This window comes from Streptomyces sp. WAC05374, assembly GCF_004353505.1.
Taxonomy (GTDB): domain Bacteria; phylum Actinomycetota; class Actinomycetes; order Streptomycetales; family Streptomycetaceae; genus Streptomyces.
Map to the genome: position 1 here is coordinate 75,703 of NZ_SMNQ01000009.1, position 23,939 is coordinate 99,641.

At 74.2% G+C, this 23,939-nt stretch carries 18 protein-coding genes and 1 riboswitch; of the genes, 8 read left to right on the plus strand and 10 right to left on the minus strand.

Features of this window, described 5'->3' with window-relative positions; genetic code table 11:
- Positions 1-65 precede the first annotated feature (65 nt).
- The 3 genes from E2B92_RS18790 to ribD are packed head-to-tail and all read right to left on the minus strand — an operon-like array spanning position 66 to position 2,370.
- Positions 66-641, minus strand: coding sequence for a nicotinamide mononucleotide transporter family protein (locus E2B92_RS18790; RefSeq protein WP_235023886.1), 576 nt, complete (start codon positions 639-641; stop codon positions 66-68).
- A 56-nt stretch (positions 642-697) separates the two neighbouring features.
- Positions 698-1,306 carry a riboflavin synthase gene (locus E2B92_RS18795; protein ID WP_126884804.1) on the minus strand — a complete coding sequence of 203 codons (609 nt, stop codon included), beginning with the start codon at positions 1,304-1,306 and terminating at the stop codon, positions 698-700.
- Positions 1,307-1,308: 2 nt separating this feature from the next.
- Positions 1,309-2,370 (minus strand): bifunctional diaminohydroxyphosphoribosylaminopyrimidine deaminase/5-amino-6-(5-phosphoribosylamino)uracil reductase RibD, encoded by a 1,062-nt coding sequence (gene ribD, locus E2B92_RS18800; RefSeq protein WP_126884823.1) that lies wholly within the window; start codon positions 2,368-2,370, stop codon positions 1,309-1,311.
- Between the two features lie 218 nt (positions 2,371-2,588).
- A riboswitch (FMN riboswitch) is annotated at positions 2,589-2,719 on the minus strand.
- A 262-nt stretch (positions 2,720-2,981) separates the two neighbouring features.
- On the opposite strand from ribD, the gene E2B92_RS18805 reads away from it, so the two are divergent.
- Both E2B92_RS18805 and E2B92_RS18810 read left to right on the plus strand, forming a co-directional pair.
- Entirely contained in the window at positions 2,982-5,330 is a 2,349-nt protein-coding gene (locus tag E2B92_RS18805; RefSeq protein ID WP_126884805.1) for a chitinase C-terminal domain-containing protein, read from the plus strand.
- 183 nt (positions 5,331-5,513) lie between these two features.
- Positions 5,514-6,257 (plus strand): SDR family oxidoreductase, encoded by a 744-nt coding sequence (locus E2B92_RS18810; protein ID WP_126884806.1) that lies wholly within the window; start codon positions 5,514-5,516, stop codon positions 6,255-6,257.
- Here E2B92_RS18810 and E2B92_RS18815 read toward each other — a convergent pair.
- Positions 6,247-7,416 carry an ROK family transcriptional regulator gene (locus tag E2B92_RS18815; RefSeq protein WP_126884807.1) on the minus strand — a complete coding sequence of 390 codons (1,170 nt, stop codon included), beginning with the start codon at positions 7,414-7,416 and terminating at the stop codon, positions 6,247-6,249. The two genes, E2B92_RS18810 and E2B92_RS18815, sit on opposite strands and share 11 nt — an antisense overlap.
- Before the next feature lie 96 nt (positions 7,417-7,512).
- Here E2B92_RS18815 and E2B92_RS18820 point away from each other — a divergent pair, with 96 nt between their 5' ends.
- Together E2B92_RS18820 and E2B92_RS33815 are read left to right on the plus strand one after the other, a co-directional pair.
- The gene (locus E2B92_RS18820) at positions 7,513-8,835 is read left to right on the plus strand and encodes an MFS transporter (RefSeq protein ID WP_235023882.1); all 1,323 of its coding nucleotides are present in this window, start codon (positions 7,513-7,515) and stop codon (positions 8,833-8,835) included.
- 64 nt (positions 8,836-8,899) lie between these two features.
- Entirely contained in the window at positions 8,900-12,226 is a 3,327-nt protein-coding gene (locus tag E2B92_RS33815) for a BTAD domain-containing putative transcriptional regulator (RefSeq protein ID WP_126884808.1), read from the plus strand.
- On the opposite strand, the gene E2B92_RS18830 is transcribed toward E2B92_RS33815, so the two are convergent.
- Positions 12,214-13,470, minus strand: coding sequence for a serine hydrolase domain-containing protein (locus tag E2B92_RS18830; RefSeq protein WP_126884809.1), 1,257 nt, complete (start codon positions 13,468-13,470; stop codon positions 12,214-12,216). The two genes, E2B92_RS33815 and E2B92_RS18830, sit on opposite strands and share 13 nt — an antisense overlap.
- Before the next feature lie 294 nt (positions 13,471-13,764).
- Between E2B92_RS18830 and E2B92_RS18835 the strand changes: the two genes are divergently transcribed.
- Positions 13,765-15,156 (plus strand): uracil-xanthine permease family protein, encoded by a 1,392-nt coding sequence (locus tag E2B92_RS18835; protein ID WP_126884810.1) that lies wholly within the window; start codon positions 13,765-13,767, stop codon positions 15,154-15,156.
- Here the strand turns inward: E2B92_RS18835 and E2B92_RS18840 are convergent.
- Positions 15,135-16,358, minus strand: a complete 1,224-nt coding sequence (locus E2B92_RS18840) for a glycoside hydrolase family 6 protein (protein WP_399431358.1) — start codon at positions 16,356-16,358, stop codon at positions 15,135-15,137. The genes E2B92_RS18835 and E2B92_RS18840 overlap by 22 nt on opposite strands.
- A gap of 174 nt (positions 16,359-16,532) precedes the next feature.
- On the opposite strand from E2B92_RS18840, the gene E2B92_RS18845 reads away from it, so the two are divergent.
- Positions 16,533-17,315: a DUF5995 family protein gene (locus E2B92_RS18845; protein ID WP_443070288.1), complete on the plus strand. Its 783-nt coding sequence runs from the start codon at positions 16,533-16,535 to the stop codon at positions 17,313-17,315.
- Here the strand turns inward: E2B92_RS18845 and E2B92_RS18850 are convergent.
- Together E2B92_RS18850 and E2B92_RS18855 are read right to left on the minus strand one after the other, a co-directional pair.
- Positions 17,276-18,970, minus strand: coding sequence for a flavin monoamine oxidase family protein (locus E2B92_RS18850; protein WP_126884812.1), 1,695 nt, complete (start codon positions 18,968-18,970; stop codon positions 17,276-17,278). The genes E2B92_RS18845 and E2B92_RS18850 overlap by 40 nt on opposite strands.
- A gap of 49 nt (positions 18,971-19,019) precedes the next feature.
- A complete protein-coding gene (locus E2B92_RS18855; protein ID WP_126884813.1) occupies positions 19,020-19,817 on the minus strand; it encodes a carbon-nitrogen hydrolase family protein in 798 nt (265 codons plus the stop codon).
- A gap of 289 nt (positions 19,818-20,106) precedes the next feature.
- Between E2B92_RS18855 and E2B92_RS18860 the strand changes: the two genes are divergently transcribed.
- Positions 20,107-20,664: a Repetin gene (locus tag E2B92_RS18860; RefSeq protein WP_126884814.1), complete on the plus strand. Its 558-nt coding sequence runs from the start codon at positions 20,107-20,109 to the stop codon at positions 20,662-20,664.
- A gap of 10 nt (positions 20,665-20,674) precedes the next feature.
- On the opposite strand, the gene E2B92_RS18865 is transcribed toward E2B92_RS18860, so the two are convergent.
- Both E2B92_RS18865 and E2B92_RS18870 read right to left on the minus strand, forming a co-directional pair.
- Positions 20,675-21,130 carry an Lrp/AsnC family transcriptional regulator gene (locus E2B92_RS18865; RefSeq protein WP_064067061.1) on the minus strand — a complete coding sequence of 152 codons (456 nt, stop codon included), beginning with the start codon at positions 21,128-21,130 and terminating at the stop codon, positions 20,675-20,677.
- 10 nt (positions 21,131-21,140) lie between these two features.
- Positions 21,141-22,604, minus strand: coding sequence for an amino acid permease (locus E2B92_RS18870; protein ID WP_126884815.1), 1,464 nt, complete (start codon positions 22,602-22,604; stop codon positions 21,141-21,143).
- A gap of 291 nt (positions 22,605-22,895) precedes the next feature.
- On the opposite strand from E2B92_RS18870, the gene E2B92_RS18875 reads away from it, so the two are divergent.
- On the plus strand, positions 22,896-23,879 hold the full coding sequence (locus E2B92_RS18875; protein ID WP_126884816.1) for a GDSL-type esterase/lipase family protein: 984 nt from the start codon (positions 22,896-22,898) through the stop codon (positions 23,877-23,879).
- Positions 23,880-23,939 lie beyond the last annotated feature (60 nt).

The following is a 23,939-nucleotide window of genomic DNA, read 5'->3' on the forward strand; positions in this document are numbered from 1 at the left end:
GCCTGCGCGGCGAAGATGTGCGGGCATCTCGATCGTCTGCGGCCCGGTGGCCGCGCACGCGTCGCTCACAGGAGTGCTCCTTCCAGAGCGGGAGTGCGCGTACGGAGCCACCAGTCGCGCATGCCCCACAGAACGAGGGCGAAATAGATCACGTACACGAGGCCGGAGAAGGCCAGGCCGCTGGAGAAGGCCAGCGGCACGCCGACGAGGTCGACGAGGAGCCAGGCGAACCAGAACTCGACCAGGCCCCGGGCCTGGGCGACCATCGCGACGAGCGTGCCGACGAAGATGTACGCGTCGGCCCACGGGCTCCAGGAGAGCGCCGGGTAGAGGGTGAACAACCCGCCGACGGCGAGGGTGCCGAGGGCGGCTCCGCCGAGGAGCAGTCCGCGCTCCTTCCAGGAGGCGAACCGGACGGCGATGGAGCCGTCCTGGGCCTGCTGCCTGCCCCGGGACCACTGGCGCCAGCCCCAGGCGGCGACGCCGATGACCAGGAGCTGCTTGCCGACGCCGCCGCTGAGGTGGGCGGAGGCGTAGGCGGCGATCAGGATGACGCCGGAGAGGAGCTGGGCGGGCCAGGTGAGGATGGAGCGCCGCCAGCCGAGGGCGAGGGCGATCAGACCGATCGTGTTGCCGATCATGTCGGACCACAGGATGTGCTGGCCGAAGGCGGTGAAGGCCTCGGAGTTGAGCCAGTTCACTGGGCCGTCTCCCCGGTCCGGGCGCCGAGCATCCGCTCGACGTACTTGGCGATGACGTCGACCTCGAGGTTGACCGGGTCGCCGGGCTCCTTGATGCCGAGCGTGGTCAGGGCGAGCGTCGTCGGGATGAGGCTGATGGTGAAGTGGTCCTGGCCGGCGTCGACGACGGTGAGGCTGACGCCGTCCACCGTGATGGAGCCCTTCTCGACGACGTACCGGCGCAAGGGGGCCGGGAGGGAGATCTTGACGATCTCCCAGTTCTCGGAGGGCGTGCGGGCCAGGATGGTGCCGGTGCCGTCGACGTGGCCCTGGACGATGTGGCCGCCGAGCCGGTCGCCGACCGCCATGGGCCGCTCCAGGTTGACCCGGGAGCCGGGACCCAGCGCGCCGAGGCTGGAGCGGCTGAGCGTCTCGGCCATCACGTCGGCGGTGAACTCGCCGGCGGCGGTCTCCACGACGGTGAGGCAGACGCCGTTGACGGCGATCGAGTCGCCGTGCTTGGCGTCCTCGGTGACGAGGGGGCCGCGCAGGCGGAAGCGGGAGGAGTCGCCGAGGTTCTCGACCGCGGTGACCTCACCCAGCTCTTCGACGATTCCGGTGAACACGCTCAGCGCTCCTTGGGGGTGGCGGGGACGGCGGTGATACGAAGGTCGGGGCCGGTGCGCGCGGTCTCGGTGATCTCGAGCCGCAGCGCGTCGGTGAGGGTGGTGATCCCGGCGCCGGCCAGGGCGGCGGGGCCCGCGCCGAGCAGCACGGGGGCGAGGTAGCCGACGACCTTGTCGACGGCGCCCGCGGCGACGAAGGACCCGGCGAGGGCCGGGCCGCCCTCGAGGAGCACGGAGCGGACGCCGCGCTCGTGCAGGGCGGCCAGCAGGGCCGGTACGGACAGTCCGCCGCCCGCCCTGGGCAGCCGTACGACGTCGGTGCCGGGCAGGTCCGGCGCGGCGTCCTCGGCGACCGCGATCAGGGTCGGCGCGGCGTCGTCCAGGACCCGGGCGCCGGGCCGGACGGCGGTGGCCCCGGTGTCGACGACGACCCGCAGCGGCTGGACGGCGCCCTCGATGCCGCGCACCGCGAGGTGCGGGTCGTCGGCGCGCGCGGTGCCGGAGCCGACGACCACCGCGTCGGCCTCGGCGCGCAGCCGGTGCACATCGGCGCGGGACTCGGGCGAGCTGATCCAGCGGCTGGTGCCGTCCTGGGCGGCGACGCGGCCGTCGAGAGTGGCGGCGTACTTCCACAGGACGTAGGGGCGGCCGAGGCGTACGGAGGTGAGCCAGGCGGCGTTGCCGGCCTCGGCCTCCGCCTCCAGGACGCCCGCGGTGACCTCGACGCCGGCCGCGCGGAGGGTGGCGGCGCCGCCGGTGGCCTGCGGGTCGGGGTCGCCGACCGCGTAGACGACGCGGGCGATCCCGGCCTCGATGAGGGCCTGGGCGCAGGGGCCGGTGCGGCCGGTGTGGTTGCAGGGTTCGAGCGTGACGTAGGCGGTGCCGCCGCGGGCGAGGACGCCTGCCTGGCGCAGGGCGTGGACCTCGGCGTGGGGGCCGCCGGCGCGCTCGTGCCAGCCGGCGCCGACCTCGTGGCCGGAGGCGTCGAGGACGACGCAGCCCACGACGGGGTTGGGGCTGGTGGAGCCGAGTCCACGGGAGGCGAGCGCGACGGCTCGGCGCATGGCGGCGATGTCGGCCGCGTCTGCCGTGCCGGTCCGGTCCGCTGCGGTGGCCACCGGGTCCTCCTGCCTCTACGGGCGCGGACTCCGGGGCCTGTCGATGACGACAGGGAAGCGGGACGACACCACCGCACAGGGGGACGCGCGGCCGGAAGGACCGGTCGCCGGACACCGGCGACCAGCACACGAAACGGCCGGTCGCCCCAGGGAGGGGTCACCCGCCGCGCACTGCCTCCCATCCGGACTTTCACCGTCGGTCCAGGAATTTCACCTGGTCAACCGGCCACTGGATGCGGCCGGGTCGCGGACTGTAACCGCCGGTTCGGAATTGCACCGACCCCGGAGTGCGCTGCTGCTGATACAGGGCCAGTGTGCCACGCCCGGTCGTCACCCATGCGGGCGAGCGCTGTGTCCTGCCTCACAGGTCGACCGGAGCATGACATGCGCGACCTAAGTGGTCCAGACCTATTGACCACTTGGTCTAGTCCTTTTAATGTCTGCGTCACCTCCATGGAGCCGGCCCGCAGGTGTGCGCACACCGGGCCTCCAACACGACCCACTCCCCTGCCAGTTGTGTGCCCCCGCCTCCCTCTGCCTCCCAGGAGGAACCGACCGTGCTGTCCCCCACCCGCAGACGAGCCACGCTGCTCACGTCCGGCGCAGCCGCCGCCGGACTGCTGCTCGGCTCCCTGTCCGGCGGCGTCTCCCACGCCGCCACCGACCACGCGTCCTGTCGCCCCGACGGGCTGTACGCGACCCCCGGCGTCACCGTCCCGTACTGCTCGGTCTACGACGCCGAGGGCCGCGAGAAGATGGGCGCCGACCACCAGCGCCGCGTCATCGGCTACTTCACCGGCTGGCGCACCGGCAAGGACGGCACCCCGGCCTACCTGGCCTCCGACGTCCCGTGGGACAAGGTCACCCACATCAACTACGCCTTCGGCCACGTCGACTCCGCCAACAGGCTGTCGGTCGGCACGGACGGCCCGAACAACGCCGCGACCGGGATGACCTGGCCGGGCGTCGCGGGCGCCGAGATGGACCCCGCGTACACGTACAAGGGGCACTTCAACCTGCTCAACAAGTTCAAGAAGCAGCACCCCGACGTCAAGACGCTGATCTCGGTGGGCGGCTGGGCCGAGACCGGCGGCTACTTCGACGACAGCGGCAAGCGCGTCAACTCCGGCGGCTTCTACACGATGGCCACCAACGCCGACGGCTCGGTCAACCAGGCGGGGATCGACACCTTCGCCGACTCCGCGGTCGCCTTCATCAAGAAGTACGGCTTCAACGGCGTCGACATCGACTACGAGTACCCGACCTCCATGAAGGACGCCGGCAACCCGCTGGACTACTCGGTCTCCAACGCCCGCCGGGCGGGGCTGGTCAAGGGGTACGCGGCCCTGATGAAGACCCTGCGCGAGAAGCTGGACCGGGCGGGCGCGGCCGACGGCAGGCACTACATGCTGACCGTCGCGGCCCCCTCCTCCGGCTACCTGCTGCGCGGCATGGAGACCTTCCAGGTCCAGAAGTACCTGGACTACGTCAACATCATGTCCTACGACCTGCACGGCGCCTGGAACGAGTACGTCGGCCCGAACGCCTCGCTCTTCGACGACGGCAAGGACGCGGAGCTGGCGGCGGCGAACGTCTACGGCAGCCAGCAGTACGGCGGCATCGGCTACCTCAACACCGACTGGGCGTACCACTACTTCCGGGGCTCCATGCCGGCCGGCCGGATCAACATCGGCCTGCCGTACTACACGCGCGGCCACAAGAACGTGCAGGGCGGCACGGACGGGCTGTGGGGCAGGGCGGCCGCCACCACCTGCCCGGCCGGGTCGGGCCTGACCAAGTGCGGTGACGGCGCGGTCGGCATCGACAACCTGTGGCACGACAAGGACGACAACGGCAAGGAGTCGCCGGCCGGCTCCAACCCGATGTGGCACGCCAAGAACCTGGAGAAGGGCATCCTCGGCGACTACCTGCCGGCGTACGGTTTCGGCGCGGACACCAGGCTGACCGGCACCTACGCCCGCCGCTACGACTCCACCCTGGTCGCGCCCTGGCTGTGGAACGCGGAGAAGAAGGTCTTCCTGTCGACCGAGGACGAGCAGTCGGTGGCCCGCAAGGCCGACTACGTGGTCGACAAGGGCATCGGCGGCACGATGGTGTGGGAGCTGGCCGGCGACTACGGCTGGAACGCGGCCAAGGGGCAGTACGGCCCCGGCTCCACGCTGACCTCGCTGATGTACGACAAGTTCAAGTCGGCCACGCCGTACGGCGCGAAGGTCTCCAACAAGGCGCTGCCCACCAAGGCGGTGAACATCGGCGCCGAGTTCGGCGAGTTCAAGCTCGGTGACTCCAACTACCCGATCACGCCGAAGCTGAAGATCACCAACAACACGAAGACGACGCTGCCGGGCGGCACGGAGTTCCAGTTCGACTACTCCACGGCCGCGCCGGGCAACGCCTCCGACCAGTCCGGCTTCGGGACCAGGGTGATCAGCAGCGACCACACCGGCGGCAACGTGGGCGGGCTGAAGGGCGACTTCCACCGCGTCTCGCTGAAGCTGCCCGCGTGGCAGACGCTGGCGCCGGGCGCCTCCGTGGACCTGTCGTTCAACTACTACCTGCCCGTGTCCACCCCGTGGAACTGGACGGTGAACATCGGCGGCACGACGTACGCGCTCGCCGGGGACCTGGCGCGGGGCGTGACGGTGGTGGAGCCCGGTACGGGCACCGGCCCGTCGCCCGACCCGACGAACCCGACGCCCACGCCGACGCCCACGCCGACGCCCGGTGCGTGCACCGCGCCCGCGTGGAGCGCGGCGGCCGAGTACGGCTCCGGCACCACGGTGTCCCACAAGGCCCGCACCTGGAAGGCGAAGTGGTGGACCAAGGGCGAGGAGCCCGGCACCACCGGCGAGTGGGGTGTCTGGCAGGACCTCAGCGCCTGCTGACCGGGTGACGGGACGGGGCCCGGCGGCGGAGATACGGCCCTTGCCGCCGCCGGGCCCCTTCGGGCGTTGTGCCGGGCCGGGGCTGTGGCGATCCGCACACTCCGGCGTTCGCGGCGCGTCGGCCTCACATTCCGGCGGGCCCGCCGGTTCTCTCCTGGTGACCACGTCAGGAGAGGAGCGGGGATGAAAACGATTCTGGTGACCGGCAGCACCGGCACGCTCGGCCGGCACGTCGAGGCGCGGCTGCGGGCGGACGGGCACGAGGTGCGGGGCCTGAGCCGGCACGCACGGCCGTACGCCGTCGATCTGCACGAGGGCGGTGCGGGGCTGGACACGGCCCTGGCGGGTGTGGACACCGTCGTGCACTGCGCGTCCAGCCCGCGCGGCGGGGACGAGCGGGCGGCACGGAACCTGATCGCGGGGGCGCGGCGGTCCGGCGCCGGGCACCTGGTGTACATCTCCATCGTGGGCGTGGACCGGGTGCCGCTCGGCTACTACCGGACGAAGCTCGCCGTGGAGCGGCTCTTCGAGGAGTCGGGGCTCGGCTGGACGGTGCTGCGGGCCACGCAGTTCCACGACCTGGTGGCGGCGGTGCTCGGTGCGGCGGCCCGGCTGCCGGTGCTGGCGGTCCCGGCGGGCGTGAGCGACCAGCCCGTCGAGGTCACCGAGGTCGCCGCCCGGCTCGCCGCGCTGGCGGCGGGCGCACCGGCGGGAAGGGTGCCGGACATGGGCGGGCCCGAGGTGCGGACCTTCCCGGACCTGGCCCGCGCGTACCTGCGGGCCACCGGAAGGCGCCGCCCGGTGGTGAGCGTGCCGCTGGCGGGCAAGGCGTACCGGGGCTTCCGGGCGGGCGGCCATCTGGCGCCGGAGCACGCGGTGGGCCGGGGCACCTTCGAGGAGTTCCTGGAGCGGCGGCCTAACGGTTAGGCGCGAAGAGGGCGTCCTGGGCCGCGTCGCGGACCGTCAGCAGCGCCCCGCGCAGCACCGCCGCGCCGCCCAGCGTCCCGGCCCGGACCTCGGTGCGCACGGGGGACAGCGCGGCCAGCCGGGCCTCGACGCGGGCGGCGAGCCCGGGCCCGCCCGCGTGGCCGGTCTCGCCGCCCAGGACGACGCACCCCGGGTCGAGCACGGCGCTGACGGCGGCCGCCCCGAGCGCGAGGCGGTCGGCGAGGGCGTCGAGGAAGGCGTCCGCCCCGTCGGCGGTGGCCGTGCGCACCGCCACCGCGCCGGCCGGCTCCTCGCCCCGGTCGGCGGCCTCGATGCCGTACCGCGCCGCCAGCGAGCGGATCGCCGCCGACCCGCTCAGGGCGTGGAAGCCGCCGTCACAGCCGGTGGCCGACGGCAGGCCGCCCGTCCCCGGCACGGGCAGGAACCCGATCTCGCCGGCGCCGCCCGACGCCCCGCGGCGCAGCTTCCCGTCCAGCAGGACCGCCGCGCCGACGCCGTGCCCGAGCCACAGCAGCACGAAGGTGTCCCGGTCGCGTGCGGCGCCCTCCCGCTGCTCCGCCACGGCCGCCAGGTTCGTCTCGTTCTCGACGAGGACGGTCGCGGGCAGCCGTTCCTGGAGGACCGTCACGAGCCGCCGGTGCCAGGCCGGCAGGCCCGTCGAGTCCCGCAGCTCGCCGGTGGCCGGGTCGATCAGGCCGGGAGCCCCGATGCCGACGCTGTGCAGCCGCCGCACCCCGGCCTCGGCGACCGTCCGCTCCAGCAGCGCCACCGCGCGCTCGACGGCGGGCTGGTCGCTGTGGCCCTCCATGGGCAGGGACGCCTCGGCGAGCGTGCCGCCCAGCAGGTCGGTGACGACGACGGAGACGCTGGTGGTGCGGACGTCCAGGGCGGCGAGGTGCGCGCGGTCGGCGACGATCCCGTACACCCGGGCGTTGGGTCCGCGCCGCTCCGCGCCGGCTTCCCCCACCACCTGGATCAGGCCCGCCCCCTGGAGCCGTTCGACGAGGTCGGCGACGCTGGGGCGGGAGAGTCCGGTGAGGCTCTTGAGCTGACCGGCCGTCAAGGGACCCTGCTCCTGGAGGAGTCGCAGCGCGAGCCGGTCGTTGATGGCCCGGGCGGTGCTGGGCGATGCGGGCATGCCGTGATCCTCTCAGAACTCGTCACACGATCTTACTATCAGGCAGCCTTCCTGATAATTTACGAGCGCTGCCGTCAACCGGACCGGGGAGGGCCCGTGGCGTCGTACGACGTGGAGTTCAGCAGGGAACGCCTGCGGCGGGCCCGGATCGCCGTGGCCGCCGTGTTCTGTGTGCACGGCGCCGTCACCGGCAGCTTCGCCACCCGCATTCCCTGGATCCAGGACCACGCGGGCGTCAGCGCCGGACAGCTCGGCCTCGCGCTCGCCTTCCCCGCCCTCGGGGCCTCGGCGGCGATGCCGCTGGCGGGCGCGGTCAGTCACCGCTTCGGCGCCCGCACGGCGCTGCGCGGGCTGCTCGCCCTGTGGACGCTGTCGCTCGTCCTGCCCGCCTTCGCGCCGGACATCTACACCCTGTGCGGCGCTCTCTTCGTGTACGGGGCCACGGCCGGCATGTCGGACGTGGCCATGAACGCGCTGGGCGTCGAGGTGGAGAACCGGCTCGACAAGTCGATCATGTCCGGTCTGCACGGCATGTGGAGCGCGGGCGCCCTCATCGGCTCGGCCACCGGCACGCTCGCCGCCCACCTGGGCACCGACGCCCGGCTGCACCACGTGATCGCCGCGCTCGCGCTCACCGCGCTGGGCCTGCTCTTCTGCCAGGGCGTGCTGGACCTGCGCAGCGCGCCGGACGAGGAGCCGCCGCCGCGGTTCGCCCTGCCGCCCAGGTCGGCGCTGGTGATCGGGGCGATCGGCTTCTGCGGGGTCTTCGCGGAGGGCGCGAGCCTGGACTGGTCGGCCGTCTACCTGCGCGACCAGCTCGGCACGTCGGCGGGCCTGGCGGCCGCGTCGACCACCGCTTTCGCCCTCACCATGGCGGTGGCACGGCTGGTGGGCGACAGGGTGGTGGACCGGTTCGGCGCGGTACGGACGGTACGGGTCGGGGGCGTCGCGGCGACGGCGGGCGGCGTCCTGGTCGTGGCCGCCCCGCACCCGGCGGTGGCGATGGCGGGCTTCGCGCTGCTCGGCCTCGGCGTGGCCGTGGTCGTCCCGCTGGCCTTCGCGGCGGCCGGGCGCAGCGGTCCCAACCCGAGCCAGGCCATCGCGGGCGTCGCCACCATCACCTACACCTCGGGGCTGATCGCCCCCTCGGCGATCGGCGGGGTGGCCGACGTCACCTCGCTCACGGTCTCGTTCGGCCTGGTGACCCTGCTGGCCTTCGGCCTGGTCGTCGGCGCGGGCGTACTGCGCACGGGCGACCGGACGGCCCGCCCCGCGGCGGGCGGGAAACCGGACCCGGTCGCGGGCGGCGGATCGGGCCCGGTGGCGGATAGCGCGCCGGGCCGGGCGTCCGACGCGGTCGCGGACGCGCCGCCCGGCACGGCTCCGGACGGGTCGGCGGCCGGGAAGCGTCCCCGCTGAGCCGGCTCCGAAGGAGCGGGGGTGGGCCGGGGCGTGCGGGGTGACGGCCTGTCATAGTGGGCGGGTGCGTGTCGGACTGCTCGGTTCCCTGGTGTTCGACACCGGGACCGGCCCCCTCCCGGTGGGCGGTGCGAAGCTGCGGGCGCTGCTGGTGCGGCTGGCGCTCGACGCCGGGCGTGCCGTACGGCCCGGGACGCTGGTGGAGGACCTGTGGGGCGACACGCCCCCGGCGGACCCGGTGAACGCCCTCCAGTCGCTGGTGTCCCGGCTGCGGGGGCTGGCGGCCGGCCCTTCGTCGCTCGTCCACGGGCCGACCGGCTACCGCCTGGCCGTCGAGCCGGCGGCCGTGGACGCCCTCCGCTTCGCCGAGCTGGCGCGTACCGGCCACGAGCTGCTCGCCCGCTCCCGGCCCGACGAGGCCGCGGAGGTCCTGCGGGAGGCACTGGGGCTGTGGCGCGGGCCCGCCCTCGCCGACGTACACGGGGCGCCGTTCGCCGCGGGCGAGGCCGAGCGGCTCGCGCGGGCACGGCTGGCCGCGCTGGGCGACCGGATCGGGGCGGACCTGGCGCGGGGCGCCACGGGTCCCGCCCTGGTCGCCGAGGTACAGGCGCTGACGGCCCGCCACCCGCTGCACGAAGGGCTGCACGCCCAGTTGATCCGGGCCCTCGCGGCGACCGGCCGGAACGCCGAGGCGCTGGCCGTCCACGCGGAGTTGCGCGCCCGGCTCGCGGACACCTTCGGCGCCGATCCGGGCCCGGACGTGACGGCCGCGCACCTCGCCGTGCTGCGGGCCCCGGCGGCACCGCTCCCGCCGGCCCGCCGGGCGCAGGAGCCGCCAGGGCCCCGGGTGCACGGCCCGAGCGGCAACCCGGACACCTGCCCGACCAGCTTCGTGGGGCGCGGCCGGGACGTCCGGCGCGTGACCGGACTGCTCGGCCGCGTCCGGCTGGTGACCCTCGTCGGTCCCGGCGGCGCGGGCAAGACCCGGCTCGCGCAGGTCTGCGCGCGGGAGCTGGCCCCTCCGGACGGGGTCTGGTGCGTCGGGCTCGCCCCGGTCGGGGCGGGCGGCGTGCCGGGGGCGGTGCTGGACGTCTTGCGGGCGCGCGGTGGCCGGGCGCCGGCCCGCGCACCGGCGGACCGTGCCGGCTCCGGCCCCGAGGAGGCGGTCGCGGCCCTGGTCGAGGCGGTGGCGGGCGAGAAGCCGCTCCTCCTGCTGGACAACTGCGAGCACGTGGTCGACGAGGCCGCACGGCTCGTCGCCGCGCTGCTCGCCCGCTGTCCCGGCCTGCGGGTGCTGGCGACCGGCCGGCAGCCGCTGCGGATCGACGGTGAGCACCTGCACAACGTGGGCCCGCTGGAGCTCCCCGCACCCGGCTCCCCCACCGGCCGGGCACGCGCCTGCGCGGCGGTCCGGCTCTTCGAGGACCGGGCCGCCGCCGTCGCGCCCGGATTCACCGTGGACGACACGTCCGTGGGCGCGGTGAGCGAGATCTGCCGCCGGCTCGACGGGCTCCCCCTGGCGATCGAACTGGCGGCGGCGCGCCTGCGCACCCTGCCGCTCGCCGCCGTCGCGGCCCGCCTCGACGACCGGTTCCGGCTGCTCACCGGGGGCAGCCGCGCCGCACTCCCCCGGCACCGCACCCTGCGCGCCGTGATGGCCTGGAGCTGGGAGCTGCTGGAGCCCGGGGAGCGCACACTCCTGGAGCGGCTGGCGGCGGTGCCCGGCGGCGTCACCGAGGACGCGGCGGCGGCCGTCGGCGGGCTCGGCGGCGACGTCCAGGACCTGCTCGCCTCGCTCGTCGACAAGTCGCTCCTGCACCTGGCCGGTACGGCGGACGCGGCCGAGCCGCGCTACACGATGGCGGAGACGGTCCGGGAGTACGGGCGGGAACGGCTCGCCTCGTACGAGGGGCCGGGCCCCGCCCGCGACCGGCACGCCGCCTTCTTCCTGCGCCTCGCCGAGGCGGCCGAGCCCCTGCTGCGCACCCGGGACCAGGTGGACGCGCTGGGCCGGCTCACGGCGGAGCGCGACCACCTCCATGCGGCGCTCCGCCGGTGGACCGGCACGGGCGACGCCGCCGGGGCGGTGCGTCTCGCCGCCGCGCTGGGCTGGTTCTGGCACCTGCGGGGCAATCCGCCGGAGTCGGTGGAGCTGCTCGGCCGGGTGCTGGCTGTGCCGGGGCCGTCGGACCCCGTGGCGTACGTCCGGGTGGTGGCGGCGCACGCCCTCGCCGTGCAGGCGACCGGCCTGCCGCGGCAGACCGAGGAGGCGTTCGAGCGGTTCGGGCGCGTGGCCGGGGACGCGGCGCACGACCCGCATCCCCTGACCGCGCTGGCCCGGCTCGCCCTCGCCGTCGCCTCTCCCGGCGGGGCCGGCGGGCGCCTCGTGCCGGGGCCGGCCGGTGACGACGCCTGGGAGCGGGCGTTCGGGCTGCTGACGTCCGGGCTGCTCGCCCTGCACACCGGTGACCCGCGACGGGCGGCCGACCGCCTCGCGAGCGCCGCGCGGGGCTTCGAGGCCACCGGTGAACGCTGGGGCCTGGCCGTCGCGTTGAGTTCGCACGCCGGTCTGGTGGGCCTCACCGGTGACCTGTCCCGGGTGCGGGCGATGAACGAGCGGGCGTACGACTGCTTCGCGCAGCTCGGGCTGCGCGCGTACTCGATCGAGAACGAGATGTCCGCGGCCCTCCTGCGGGCACGGACCGGTGATGTGCCCGGGGGCCGGCGGGACTTGGAGGAGCTGCTGGAGCAGGTGCTGCCGGGAGGCGCGGCCGAACCGGTGGCGCTCGTACGGCTCGGGCTCGCGTGGCTGGAGTGGTGGGCGGGGCGGTGGGAGCTCGCACGGGCACACGCCGAGGCCGGGCTGGCGGGTACCGGTGCTGGTTCCGGGTTCGGTGCCGGTGCTGGTTCCGATTCTGGTGCCGGTACCGGTTCCGGCCGGCGGCCCCCCGCTCACCTGGCCGCGCTGCTGCGCGCCGCGCTGGCGCGGATCGACGCGGCGGAGGGCGGCCCCGGGCGGGCGGCCGCCCGGCTCGACGACCCGGCGGTGCGCCAGCTTCTGGGCTGGGACACCTCCGTGGCGGCGCGGATCGCGGCGGCGACCGCCGACATCGCGTTCGCCCGCGGTGACGCGGAGGGCGCCGCGCGGCTGCTCGGCGCCGCCACCGCGCTGCGCGGCGCCGAGGACCTGGGCGACGAGGACGTCCGCGCGCTGACCGGACGGGTCACCGGCGTGCTGGGCCCGGCCGGGTTCACCGCGGCGTACGCGGCGGGCAAGGCGCTGTCACGCGCGGGTGCCCGGGACCTGGTGGGCGCGGCGCTCGCCGCCGCCCGGGCCCCCGGTGCCGCCCCTGGCACGCTCACGCCGGACGTGCCGCCTCAGCCGTCCTGACCGTCGCGTTCACGGCCCGGGGCGGAGGGCCCGTCCGGCGCCGGCCTGCCGAACATGGCGCAGACGGCGGCGCCCAGGAGTGCCTGGTGGGCGGCCACCAGCTCGGGGTCGGCGTCGAACTCGAAGAGGAACTCGGTGGGCACGAGGACGACGGCGGAGCGGCGGCCGTCGCGGTCGGAGGAACTCGTGCTGGTGTATCCGGTCATGCCGCCGTCATGGGCCCAGACGGTGCCGCACGGGGTGTCGCCGGTCTCGATGCCGGGTCCGGCGCCCGGCCCGTCCTGCGGGCGTTCGGGGTCCATCGGCACGGTCCTGCGCAGCTCCGCCATCTGCGCCGGGGGCAGCAGCTCGCCGGAGAGCAGGGCCGAGGTGAAGCGGGACCAGTCGCGTGCGGTGGACACCACCGCCCCGGCGGCCCCGCCCCAGCCGGGGTCGTTGCCCGACACGTCGACGTACGCGCCGCGCCGGACGCCCCCGACGTCCCGGAACCGCTCGGGCACCGCGTCCGGCATGTGCGCCGCGTCCGGCTCGTACCCGTGCGCGTACCTGCCGCGCCAGTGCGGGCCGGTGGCGAAGTACGTGTGCCGCAGGCCCAGCGGGCGGGCGATCCGGTCCCGGACGAGCGAGGCGAGCGAGGCGCCGGTGACGGCCTCCAGGACGGCGCCGACCGCCGCGTAGTCGGTGTTGCTGTACGACCACCGGGTGCCCGGCGGGAAGAGCGGGGCGTGGCGCACGCCCACGGCGAGCAGGTCGCGGGAGGTCCAGCGCCGGTCGTCCCTGCCCAGGATCGCCGGCAGCACGGCGGGGTCCAGGGTGTAGTCGTACAGGCCGCTGGTGTGGGTGAGCAGCATCCGCAGGGTGATCGCCGAGCCGCCGGGGACCTGCCCGGGCAGCCACTTCTCCACCGGGTCGGTCAGCGCCAGGCGGCCCTCGGCGGCCAACTGGAGGACGAGCGCGGCCATCATGGTCTTGGTGTTGGACCCCATCCGGAACTCGTCCCCGGCGGCGAGCCGCTGCTCCCGCGCGGCCCAGGGTGCCTGCCGCACGATCTCGACGGGCCGCCCGCTGCCGTCGGTCACCCGCACGATCACACCCGGCGCGCCGGCGTCCACCAGCCGCTGGGCGAGCCGGGCCAGTTCGGCGGGGCGCACCCGGGCGGTGTCCCGGGCCGCCGGAACCGCTTCGGCGGGTGCCGCCCCCGCGGACGTGGCCGTGAGGGTCAGGGCGAGCAGGGGCGCGGACATCGCGCGAAGGCGGCGCGACCGCGTTCTCGGGCGCGGGGGGACGTGCTGTGCGGCGGACATGGGCCGTACCTCCGGGTGGACGTCGACAGGGACGCGCCGAGCCTGCGGCGGGCCGCTGGCAGACCCCGCACAGCGCGCTGGCAGGCCACCCCGCACGCCGCACGCGGCCCAGGGTGGGCCGGGGCGTACGCGCGTCCGATTACCATGGCGGCTGGTCTTTTTCGGCCGCCACCCCCGGCCGGGACCCGGCCGTGCGGCGCGGCCGCCCGAACCGGAGAAGTGGAGCCACCCCCCATGAACCTCGGCGTGCGCTGGACCCTGCACGGCGACGGACGGACACCCGCTCCCGGAGCCGTCGTCCGTCCCGACGAGCGGCTGTCCTGGCCCCGTACCGCCGGGCTCGGCGCGCAGCACGTCGTGGCCATGTTCGGGGCGTCGTTCGTGGCGCCGGTGCTGATGGGGCTGGACCCCAACCTGGCGATCATGATGTCCGGCGTCGCCACGGTGATCTTCCTGCTCGCCACGCGGGGCAGGGTGCCCAGCTACCTGGGCTGCTCGCTGTCGTTCGTGGGGGTGGCGGCGACCATCCGGGCGAGCGGCGGTGACAGCGCCACGGTGACCGGCGCGGTGCTGGTGGTCGGTGCCGTGCTGTTCCTGGCGGGCCTGGCCGTGCGGCGGTTCGGGGCGCGGATCATCCACGCGGCGATGCCGCCCGTCGTGACCGGCGCCGTCGTCATGCTGATCGGCTTCAACCTGGCGCCGGTGACGGCGTCGACGTACTGGCCGCAGGACCAGTGGACCGCGTTGCTGGTGATGCTGTTCACCGGGCTCGCCGTCGTCTGCCTGCGCGGCTTCTGGTCACGCGTGGCGATCTTCCTGGGGCTGGTCTTCGGGTACGCCCTGTCCTGGGTGCTGGACCTGGCATTCGGCAAGATCCACTCCCCGGTCGGCGGAGCCGGGGCCGTCGACCACTGGCGCCTGGACCTCTCCGGCGTCGCGAAGGCCGACTGGATAGGGCTGCCGTCCTTCCACGCCCCGGCCTTCGAGTGGTCGGCCGTCCTCGTCGCCCTGCCCGTCGTGATCGCCCTGGTCGCGGAGAACGCCGGGCACGTCAAGGCCGTCGGCGAGATGACCGGCGACCCGGTCGACGACAAGCTGGGCACCGCCATCGCCGCCGACGGCGCCGCCTCGATCCTGTCGACCGCCGTGGGCGGGCCGCCGAACACCACGTACTCCGAGAACATCGGCGTCATGGCCGCGACCCGCGTCTACTCGACGGCCGCCTACTGGGCCGCCGCCGGCTTCGCGCTCCTGTTCGGCCTGTGCCCCAAGTTCGGGGCGGTCGTCGCCGCCATCCCCGGCGGCGTGCTCGGCGGGATCACCGTGATCCTGTACGGGATGATCGGCCTGCTGGGCGCCCAGATCTGGATCAACGCCAAGGTCGACCTGCGCAACCCCCTCAACCTGGTCCCGGCCGCCGCGGGCATCGTCATCGGCGTCGGCGGCGTGAGCCTGAAGATCACCGACCACTTCGAGCTGGGCGGCATCGCGCTCGGCACGATCGTCGTCATCACCGGCTACCACGTGCTGCGCGCCTTCGCCCCCGCCCACCTCAAGGAGCAGGAGCCGCTGCTGGACGCGGGCACGAGCTCCTACGAGGGCGATCAGCCGGTCGCCAAGTCGTAGGCGTAGTCGGCGGAGAACTCCCCGGCCGCGCCCGAGCAGCCGTCCGACTCGCCCGGCAGCTTGACCCACAGGTAGGCGTCGATCCGGGACGCACCGGTCCGGGTGGTCGGCGTCCGGCCGAGCGCCCGGCCCGCCGGGTCGCACCACGCGCCGGGCGCGGGGGCGCCGTTGCCGTTGCGGCTGGTGTCGATGACGGCGCCCAGGTGCGACGGGCCGCCCAGCTCGGCGAGCACCCGCCGGGCGTAGGCGGCCTCGTCGGCGGTGGCGTGGAAGTTGGACACGTTGGTGAAGATGCCGTCGCCGCTGGTGGCCGCGCCCGCCTCGCGCAGCGCGCCGGCCATCTTCGCCGCCGAGTGCCAGCCGGAGTGACCCGCGTCGAAGTACACCTTGGCCCGCGGGTTGGCCGCCCGGAGCGCCTTGCCCGCCCGCGCGAGGGAGGCGTACCGGGCCGCCCGCTCCCCGTCCGACAGGCAGTCGGCCAGCGCGATGGAGTCCGGCTCCAGGACGACGATGACCGGCCCGCTGCCGAGCCCGGCCGCGAAGTTCCGTATCCACCCGTCGTACGCGGCCAGGTCGGGCGCCCCGCCCTGGGAGGCGCCCCCGCAGTCCCGGTCGGGGATGGCGTACGGAACGAGGACGGGCACCCGGCCGGCGGCGGCCGCCCCTGAGGTCACCGCGCGGACCCTGCCGGTGATGGCCCCGGGGTCGTAGGAGGCGAACCAGACGGCGGCCGGCTGGTCGGCGATCCGGGACTCGATGACCGCCCGGCGCGGGTCGCCGGGATGGGCACGCACCCAGTCGAGCACCTGCGACTGCGGGTGGCGGTAGAGGTCGGCCGACACGGTCCGGGGCGCGGGCGGCTTCGGCGCGCGGCTCTTGGCGACCGACGGTTTCGGGGCCGGCCGGGTCGGCTTCGCCGACGTGCGGGAGGGCGACGGCGAGGGTGACGGCGACGCGGAGGCGGTGGCCGAGGGGCTCGGGCGGGCCGGCAGCGGCGGTACGTACAGCGCGCTCACCGACGCCTCGGGCCGCGGCCCGGCCGTGTCCTCGTCCCCGCCCCCGGTCGCGGCCAGCACTCCGCTGAGCGTCCCGACGGCGACGACCACCGACGCGGCCGCCGCCATGGCGTGGCGGCGCGTGGCGCGCCGCCGTTCGGTGCGCCGGTTCCGTTCCGTCCGGCGCTGTGCGCGCACGCCTGACACCGTGAGATCCCCTCCCCCAGAGGTGCTCGCGCGGGCGGATCGTTCGCCCGTTCCGGCGAAGCCCGGCGCGATGACACCACCGAGAGCCTACCTACTGGGACGCTGCCCCCATGTCGCAGCTCGAGCCATTCCCGCCGGCCCCGTCCGAGGTCGGCCCGGTCCTGACGCGGATGCGTGCGTTCCGCTCGCTGTGGCCGGCGGCGGACGGGGTGGCGGTCTTCAACCGCGTCTACCTCACCGTCACGGAGGAGATCGACCGGCGCATCGGCGCGGGCGAGTTCGCCGACCGGCGGGCCGCCGCCCCCCCGGGCGGCCCCCCCCCCCCGCGCCCCCCCCGGCCGGGGGGGGGCCGCCGGGCGGGGGGGCGGGGGCGGGTCCGCCGCCGGGGGGCCCGCCGCCGCGCGGGCCGTCCGCTCCGCCGGGCGCTCCCGGGCGGCCGTCGCCGCGGTCGCGGGGGGGGGGCGCCCGCCGGCGTGCTGGCGGCCGCTGTTCCAGTACCGGCGCCATCCCGGCGTACGCCCGTTGCAGTTCGCCCTGGCCGGTATCAACGCGCACATCGGGCACGATCTGGCGCTGGCGGTGGTGGACACCTGCCGTACGCTCAACTGCGAACCGGCCGACGTGGAGGGGGAGTTCGACCGGGTGGGCGACATCCTCACGCTGCTGGAGGAGCGCATCCGCGAGGAGCTGATGCCGGGGCCGGACCTGCTGGAGGTGGCCGACCCCCTGACGCATCTGCTGGGCTGCTGGAGCCTGGAGCGGGCCCGGGACGGGGCGTGGCTCGCGGCCCGCTCGCTGTGGCAGCTCCACCACCTGGGGGGCCGGTTCCCGGAGCTGGCCGAGGAGTTCACCGAACGCCTCGACCGCTCCGTGGGCCTGGTGGGCCGGATGCTGCTCACGCCCCTGCCGGTGGGGGCTCAGTCCTCCGGGAGCTCCACCGGGGCGATCTCGTCGTAGACGTCGCCGGGTCCGGGGTTGGAGGCGTCGGTGGCGCCGCCGAAGTGGTGCATGACGCCCCACACGGCGTTCAGCGCGGTCTGCACGGCGCCCTCGGCCCAGCCGGCCGTCCAGGAGATGTCGTCGCCGGCGAGGAAGATGCCCCGCTTGTCCTCGGGCAGCCGGTCCTGCATGAAGTGCGTGAACAGGCGGCGCTGGTAGCGGTAGTGGCCCGGCAGGTTGGCCTTGAACGCGCCCATGAAGTAGGGCTCGTTCTCCCAGGACACGGTCACCGGGTTGCCGATGATGTGCTTGCGGATGTCGACCTTCGGGTAGATCTCGCCGAGCGACTTGAGCATGACCTCCATGCGCTCGTTCGCGGAGAGCGGCAGCCACTTCAGGCTGTCGTCGCACCACGTGTACGAGAGGCAGATGACGGCCGGCTTGTCCGGGCCGTCGTCCAGCAGGTAGGTGCCGCGGGTCATCCGGTCGGTGAGCGTCATCGACATCACGTCACGGCCGGTCTCCTCGTCCTTGTCCAGCCAGAAGGGCCGGTCGACGGGGACGAAGAGCTTGGAGCTCTCCATGTAGTGGGTGCGCTCCATCGCCGTCCAGTGGTCGATGGGGAACAGCGAGTCGTCGCAGGCGATCTTGGACAGCAGCATCCAGGACTGGGCGGTGAAGATCGCGGCCTGGAACGTGCGGATGTCGCCGTTGGCGTCGGTGACGGTGATGCGGTTGCCGGCGGTGCGGTGCAGGCGGGTCACGGCGGGCTTGGGGTCGCCCTCGTGCAGCGACTTCAGCGACGTACCGAGCGGCCAGTGGACGATCTTCTCCGGCTCGCGCTCCCACAGGCGCAGCGGAAGCTGCTGGGAGCCGCCGACGATGCCGCGGTGGTGGTCGTCGGCCTCGGTGTAGACGACGCGGAGGATCTCCAGGATGGAGTTGGGGAAGTCGGTGTCCCAGCCGCCGGTGCCGAAGCCGACCTGGCCGAAGATCTCGCGGTGGCGGAAGGACTTGAACGCCTCCGACTCGCACAGGAAGCCGTAGAAGGTCTGGTTGTCGAGCTTCTCGACGAGCTTGGCCCAGATCTCGCGGATGCGCGGGACGTCGCGCTCGCGCATGGCGCGGTTCATGTCGGAGAAGTCCGCGCCCTCCTCCAGGCAGTCGTTCCACGCCTTGGCGACGTCGCGGTAGACCTGCGGCAGGTCGTCGATGGTCTCGGCGTAGTGCGACTCGCCCTTGAGGTCGACGACGGTCGAGGGGGTGGACTCGGCCAGCGGGTTGGGGAACGGCCGGGTCTCGAGGCCCACGAGATCGATGTAGTGCTGGAGCGCCGTCGAGGAGGGCGGGAAGCGCATGGCGCCCATCTCGGCGGTCAGCCCGTCCGTGCCGGTGCCCTCGAACCCGACGGTGCGCAGCCGGCCGCCGATCTGGTCGGCCTCGTACACGACGGGCTTGAGGCCCATCTTCATCAGCTCGTACGCGGCGACGATGCCGGAGAGCCCGCCGCCGATGACGGCGACCTCGGTGCCGTGCTCGGTCGCGGGTATCTGGCCGAGCCCGGCGGGGTGGGCCAGGAAGTCGTCGTACGCGTAGGGGAAGTCCGGACCGAACATGGTGATCGGCGGCTGCGCGTCGGTGTGCTGGACGGCGGTGGGCACCGTGGACGTCATGGGGTACGGACTCCTTGCGGGGGTGGAGAAAGAGGGGCGAGCGGGGGGCTCAGATCAGGGAGGTGTACAGGCCGGGGCGGCGGTCGCGCAGGTAGGGGTTGGCCTCGCGCGAGGCGGTCAGCAGCTCGGGGTCGACGTCGCCGGTGACCAGTTCCTCGCCGCGTCCGGCGCGGGCGCGGGCGGTGCCGTCGGGGCCGGCGAGGGCGGACAGCCCGACGAACTCGAACTCGCCCTCCTGGCCGGTCCGGTTGGCGTAGGCGATGTAGAGCTGGTTCTCGAAGGCGCGTACCGGTACGACGGACTCGGCGACGACCTCGGCGGGGTGCATCAGCGCGGTGGGCACCAGCAGGAGCTGGGTGCCGGCCAGGGCGTGCGCCCGGACGTTCTCGGGGAACTCCACGTCGTAGCAGATCATCAGGCCCACGCGCAGCCCGCCCAGCTCCGCCTGGACGACCGGCTGGTCGCCGGGGGTGAAGGAGTCGCTCTCGAAGCCGCCGTAGAGGTGGGTCTTGCGGTAGTTGGCGAGCCGGGCGCCGTCGGGCCCGATGAGCTGCGCCGCGTTGTAGACCGTCTCGCCGTCGCGCTCCGGGTAGCCGTAGACGACGGCGAGGCCGTGGCGTGCGGCGATGCCGGCGACCGCGTCGGCGCAGTCGCCGTCGGCGGGCTCGGCCAGCCGGGCCACGTCGTCCCCGATCGCGTAGCCGGTGAGGAACATCTCGGGGGCGACCAGCAGGCCGGCGCCGGTGGCGGCGGCTCGGGCGGCGGCCTCGTCGAGGACCTTGAGATTGGCGGCGACGTCGCCCACCTGTCCGGAGCTCTGGAGCAGGGCGGTGCGCAGCGGCGGCATCGGCAGACCTCTGTCGGGGTGCGGGAGGGCGGGGAGGGCGTCGAGAGACGTTCAAAACGGTACGGTCCGGCCTTCTTCCTGGACAAGGCGTGACCGTTGCGGACCGACCGTTGATCCGTTGCGCGGATGTGCCGGTCGGCGGAGATTCGTTGCGGGCCGCTCGCCCGCTGGTCGGAGGACGGCCCCGCCGCGCGGCGGAGGGCGGACCCGACCGGCGCGCGATGTGGCGGCCGGGGCCCGGACGGAACAGTGGGGGACGTCCGATTCACCAGCCGGAGGGGCTTTCACCATGAACCGTCGTACGAAGATCATCGCTGTGGGCGTTGCGGTGCTGCTCGCCGCGGGCGCCACGGCACCCGCCATGGCCACCGACGACGGGCCGGCCCGGTCGGGCACGGCCCGGGAGGCGGCGGCGCTGACCGGCACGGCGAAGCTGTACCGGCCGGCGGGCGACGACATCACCTTCTCCTTCGACGCGCACCTGGCGGCGGAGGACAACATGAATCCGGAGGCGGCGACCGGCACGTTCAGCTTCCGGCACGTGTTCCCGGACGGCACGTCCGGCTGGGCGAAGGCCCGGGTCGACTGCCTGGTGACGGGCGGGAAGGTGGCGGTCGTGACCGGTGTGGTGACCGAGTCCGACACCCCGTTCAGGGGCAAGCGGGTGGGCGTCTCGGTGCACGACCTGGGCGGGCACGACCGGCTGGGCTATAGCTGGATCGGCAGCGAGCCGGAGGAGACCAAGAAGCTGCCGAAGTGCGTGAGCGCCGCGCCGTTCGAGAAGGTCGAGCGCGGCACCGGCGACTTTCGCGTACTGCCCTGGCAGCCGGAGTACCCGGAGAGCTAGGGATTCCGGATCAGGCCGGCGAGCCGGAGGAGAAGCGCCGCAACAGCGGGGAGAGCACCAGGACCGACTTGGTGCGCTCCACGAAGGGCTCCCCCGCGATGCGCTCCAGTACGCGCTCGAAGTGGCGCATGTCGGAGGCGAAGACCTGGACGATCGCGTCCGCGTCACCGGTGACGGTGGACGCGGCCGCGACCTCCGGGTACCGCTCGAGACCGCGCTGGATGGTCTCGGGCGAGGTGTTGCCGCGTGCGTAGATCTCGATGAACCCCTCGGTCTCCCAGCCGAGCGCCGCCGGGTCCACCCGGACGGTGAACCCGGTGATGGCGCCCTCGGCCCGCAGCCGGTCCACGCGCCGCTTGACGGCGGGCGCGGACAGACCGACGAGCGAGCCGATGTCGGCGTAGGAACGGCGGGCGTCCTCGGCCAGGGCGTGGACGATGCGTTCGTCGAGATCGTTCAGTCGCACTGCGGGTGGGTCACTTCTCTGCTGTGGCCAATCGGGAGCGGCGCATGCCGTACAGGAAGTAGACCACGAGACCCACGGCCATCCAGACACCGAAGACCACCCAGGTGATCATGTCGAGGCTGTACATGCTGTAGCCGCAGAACAGGAAGCCGAGCACCGGGAAGAGCGGGCCGAACGGCACCTTGAAGCTGCGCTGGAGGTTCGGCTGGGTGAACCGCAGCACGATGACGGCGATGTTGACCAGCGCGAACGCGAAGAGCGTGCCGATGCTGGTGGCGTTGACGAGTTCGCCGAGCGGGACGGCGGCGGCGAGGACGCCGCAGAACAGCGAGACGATGACCGTGTTGACGCGGGGGGTGCCGGTCTTGGGGTTGACCTTGCCGAACGCCTTGGGCACCAGGCCGTCGCGGGACATCGCGAACAGGATGCGGGTCTGGCCGTAGAGCACGGTGAGGACGACGCTGGCGATGGAGATGACCGCGCCGGCGGCGAGCAGGGTGCCCCAGAAGCTCTGCCCGGTGACGTCGTTCATGATCGCGGCGAGGGACGCCTCCGAGCCCTCGAACTTCTTCCAGTCCCAGGCGCCCACGGCGACGGCCGCGACGAGCACGTACAGCGCGGTGACGATGACCAGCGACAGCATGATGGCCCGCGGCAGGTCCCGCTTGGGGTCCTTGGCCTCCTCACCGGCGGTGGAGGCGGCGTCGAAGCCGATGTACGAGAAGAACAGGATGGCGCCCGCCGCGCCGACGCTGCTGACGCCGAGCGGCATGAAGTCGGAGTAGTTGCCGGACGTGAAGCCCATGAAGCCGATGGCGCAGAAGAGGACGAGCGCGGCGATCTTCACGACCACCATGATCGTGTTGGCGCGCGCGGACTCCTTGGCTCCGCCGAGCAGGAACACCATCGCGAGCAGCACGACGATCAGCGCGGGCAGGTTGAATATGCCGCCGTCGCCCGGCGGCGCGGTGAGCGCCGCGGGCAGGGTCACGCCGATGGTGCCGTCGAGGAGTTCATTGAGGTAGTCGCCCCAGCCGACGGCCACGGCGGCGACGGACACGCCGTACTCCAGGAGCAGGCACCAGCCGCACACCCAGGCGACGAGTTCGCCCATCGTTGCGTACGCGTACGAGTACGAGGAGCCGGCGACCGGGATGGTGCCGGCCAGCTCGGCGTACGACAGGGCCGAGAAGAGCGCCGTGAGACCCGCGAAGACGAAGGCGAGCGTGACGGCGGGACCGGCCAGCGGGACCGCCTCGCCGAGGACGACGAAGATGCCGGTGCCGAGCGTGGCACCGATGCTGATCATGGTGAGCTGCCACATGGACAGCGAGCGGCGGAGCGAACCGCCCTCACCCTGCCCACCCTCTGCGACCAGCAATTCCACCGGCTTGCGCCGGGTGAGGGCAAAGAGCCCGGACGCCTTGGGCGCGGACGGCTCGGTGGCGGGAGGGGCTGTGCCTTGATCCAGCACTGCGGGGGCTCCTTCATCGCTGCGGGTCGGTGGAGGGCAGACCTGCGGCGGCTCGCGGGCGTGGGGAAGGCCCACGGGGGAAGGGAGACCGCCGAGCAGGCGGTCACCGCCACTCCTGGTACGGGGCACGAGCCTAAAGGTCGCGCTTCGCGCTCGTAATGCAGGGTTGTTGCGCATACGCGAATGATCATTGCGCACTTGGGGCACAGACGGGGAAACATTGCGCCCCGCCGCACGAATCGACACATTGGGGGCCCGGAGCAGGCCTTTCACCCACCGGAGGACACGCGTATGACCTGGCAGGATCCGGCGCCCTTCCTGCGCGGCACGGCCTGGCTGGACGAGCACGGCCGCGCGGTGCGCGCCGACCCGGCCGACCTGGCCCGGCTGCCGTGGGACACCGCCGAGCGGGCGGCGCTGCCCATCGGCGTACGCCTGGAGTTCACGGCCTCCCCGGGCACCCGCGCCGTGGAGATCCGCTACCGCGCCGCCGTGCCGGACGGGAGCCAGGTGCTGCGCGAGCTGGCGCACTGCTTCGCGCTGTGGGAGGGCGACGCCTGCGTCCACGAGGCGTTCACCCGCCCCGCCGAGGAGGCGACCGTCACCATTCCCCTGCCGGGGCGCGCCGGGCCGTTCACCGTGCACCCGCCGGAGAGCCAGGCCCCGGTGGTCCTCGGGCTGCGCGGTGTCGGCGGCACCCTCGCCCCCGCCCCGCCGCGGCCGCGCTGGCTGGTGCACGGGGACTCGATCACCGAGGGCTGGTGGTCCACCCGCCCCGCCCACGCCTGGCCGGCCGTCGCGGGGCGCGCCCTCGGCCTCGACACGGTCAACCTCGGTTACGCGGGCTCGGCGCGCGGCGACCTGCCCACCGCCGAGCACCTGGCCGCCCTCCCCGCCGGGCTCCTCACCCTCGCGTTCGGCACGAACTGCTGGGCGGGCGTCCCGCACACCGCTCCTCTGCTGTACGAGACCACGCGGGCGTTCGTCACCCTCGTGCGCCGGGGCCATCCGGACACGCCCCTGCTGCTGCTCTCCCCGCTGCTGCGCCCGGAGGCGGAGTCCACGGCCAACGCGCTGGGCGCGACCCTCGCCGAGCTGCGCACGGCCATGGAGGAGGCCGTCCGGGACCTGGTCGCGGCCGGCGACGAGCGGCTGGCGCTGCTGCCCGGGCGGGACCTGCTCGGTCCCGGCCACCTCGCGGACGGGCTGCATCCGGACGACGCGGGGCACGCCCGGGTCGCGGCGGCGGTGGTCGCGGCCGTACGGGGCGCGTGATCGCCCACGGGGACGGCGCCGTCGCGCGCGTGAGGGCGAAGGACGTCGCGCGTGAGAGTG

What these genes read in the sequence shown, in the direction of transcription:
- E2B92_RS18790 (WP_235023886.1), bottom strand. Translation starts at nt 641, where the DNA reads ATGATCGGCAACACGATCGGTCTGATCGCCCTCGCCCTCGGCTGGCGG.
- ribD (WP_126884823.1), bottom strand. Translation starts at nt 2,370, where the DNA reads ATGCGCCGAGCCGTCGCGCTCGCCTCCCGTGGACTCGGCTCCACCAGC.
- E2B92_RS18810 (WP_126884806.1), top strand. Translation starts at nt 5,514, where the DNA reads ATGAAAACGATTCTGGTGACCGGCAGCACCGGCACGCTCGGCCGGCAC.
- E2B92_RS18815 (WP_126884807.1), bottom strand. Translation starts at nt 7,416, where the DNA reads ATGCCCGCATCGCCCAGCACCGCCCGGGCCATCAACGACCGGCTCGCG.
- E2B92_RS18830 (WP_126884809.1), bottom strand. Translation starts at nt 13,470, where the DNA reads ATGTCCGCGCCCCTGCTCGCCCTGACCCTCACGGCCACGTCCGCGGGG.
- E2B92_RS18835 (WP_126884810.1), top strand. Translation starts at nt 13,765, where the DNA reads ATGAACCTCGGCGTGCGCTGGACCCTGCACGGCGACGGACGGACACCC.
- E2B92_RS18850 (WP_126884812.1), bottom strand. Translation starts at nt 18,970, where the DNA reads ATGACGTCCACGGTGCCCACCGCCGTCCAGCACACCGACGCGCAGCCG.
- E2B92_RS18855 (WP_126884813.1), bottom strand. Translation starts at nt 19,817, where the DNA reads ATGCCGCCGCTGCGCACCGCCCTGCTCCAGAGCTCCGGACAGGTGGGC.
- E2B92_RS18860 (WP_126884814.1), top strand. Translation starts at nt 20,107, where the DNA reads ATGAACCGTCGTACGAAGATCATCGCTGTGGGCGTTGCGGTGCTGCTC.
- E2B92_RS18875 (WP_126884816.1), top strand. Translation starts at nt 22,896, where the DNA reads ATGACCTGGCAGGATCCGGCGCCCTTCCTGCGCGGCACGGCCTGGCTG.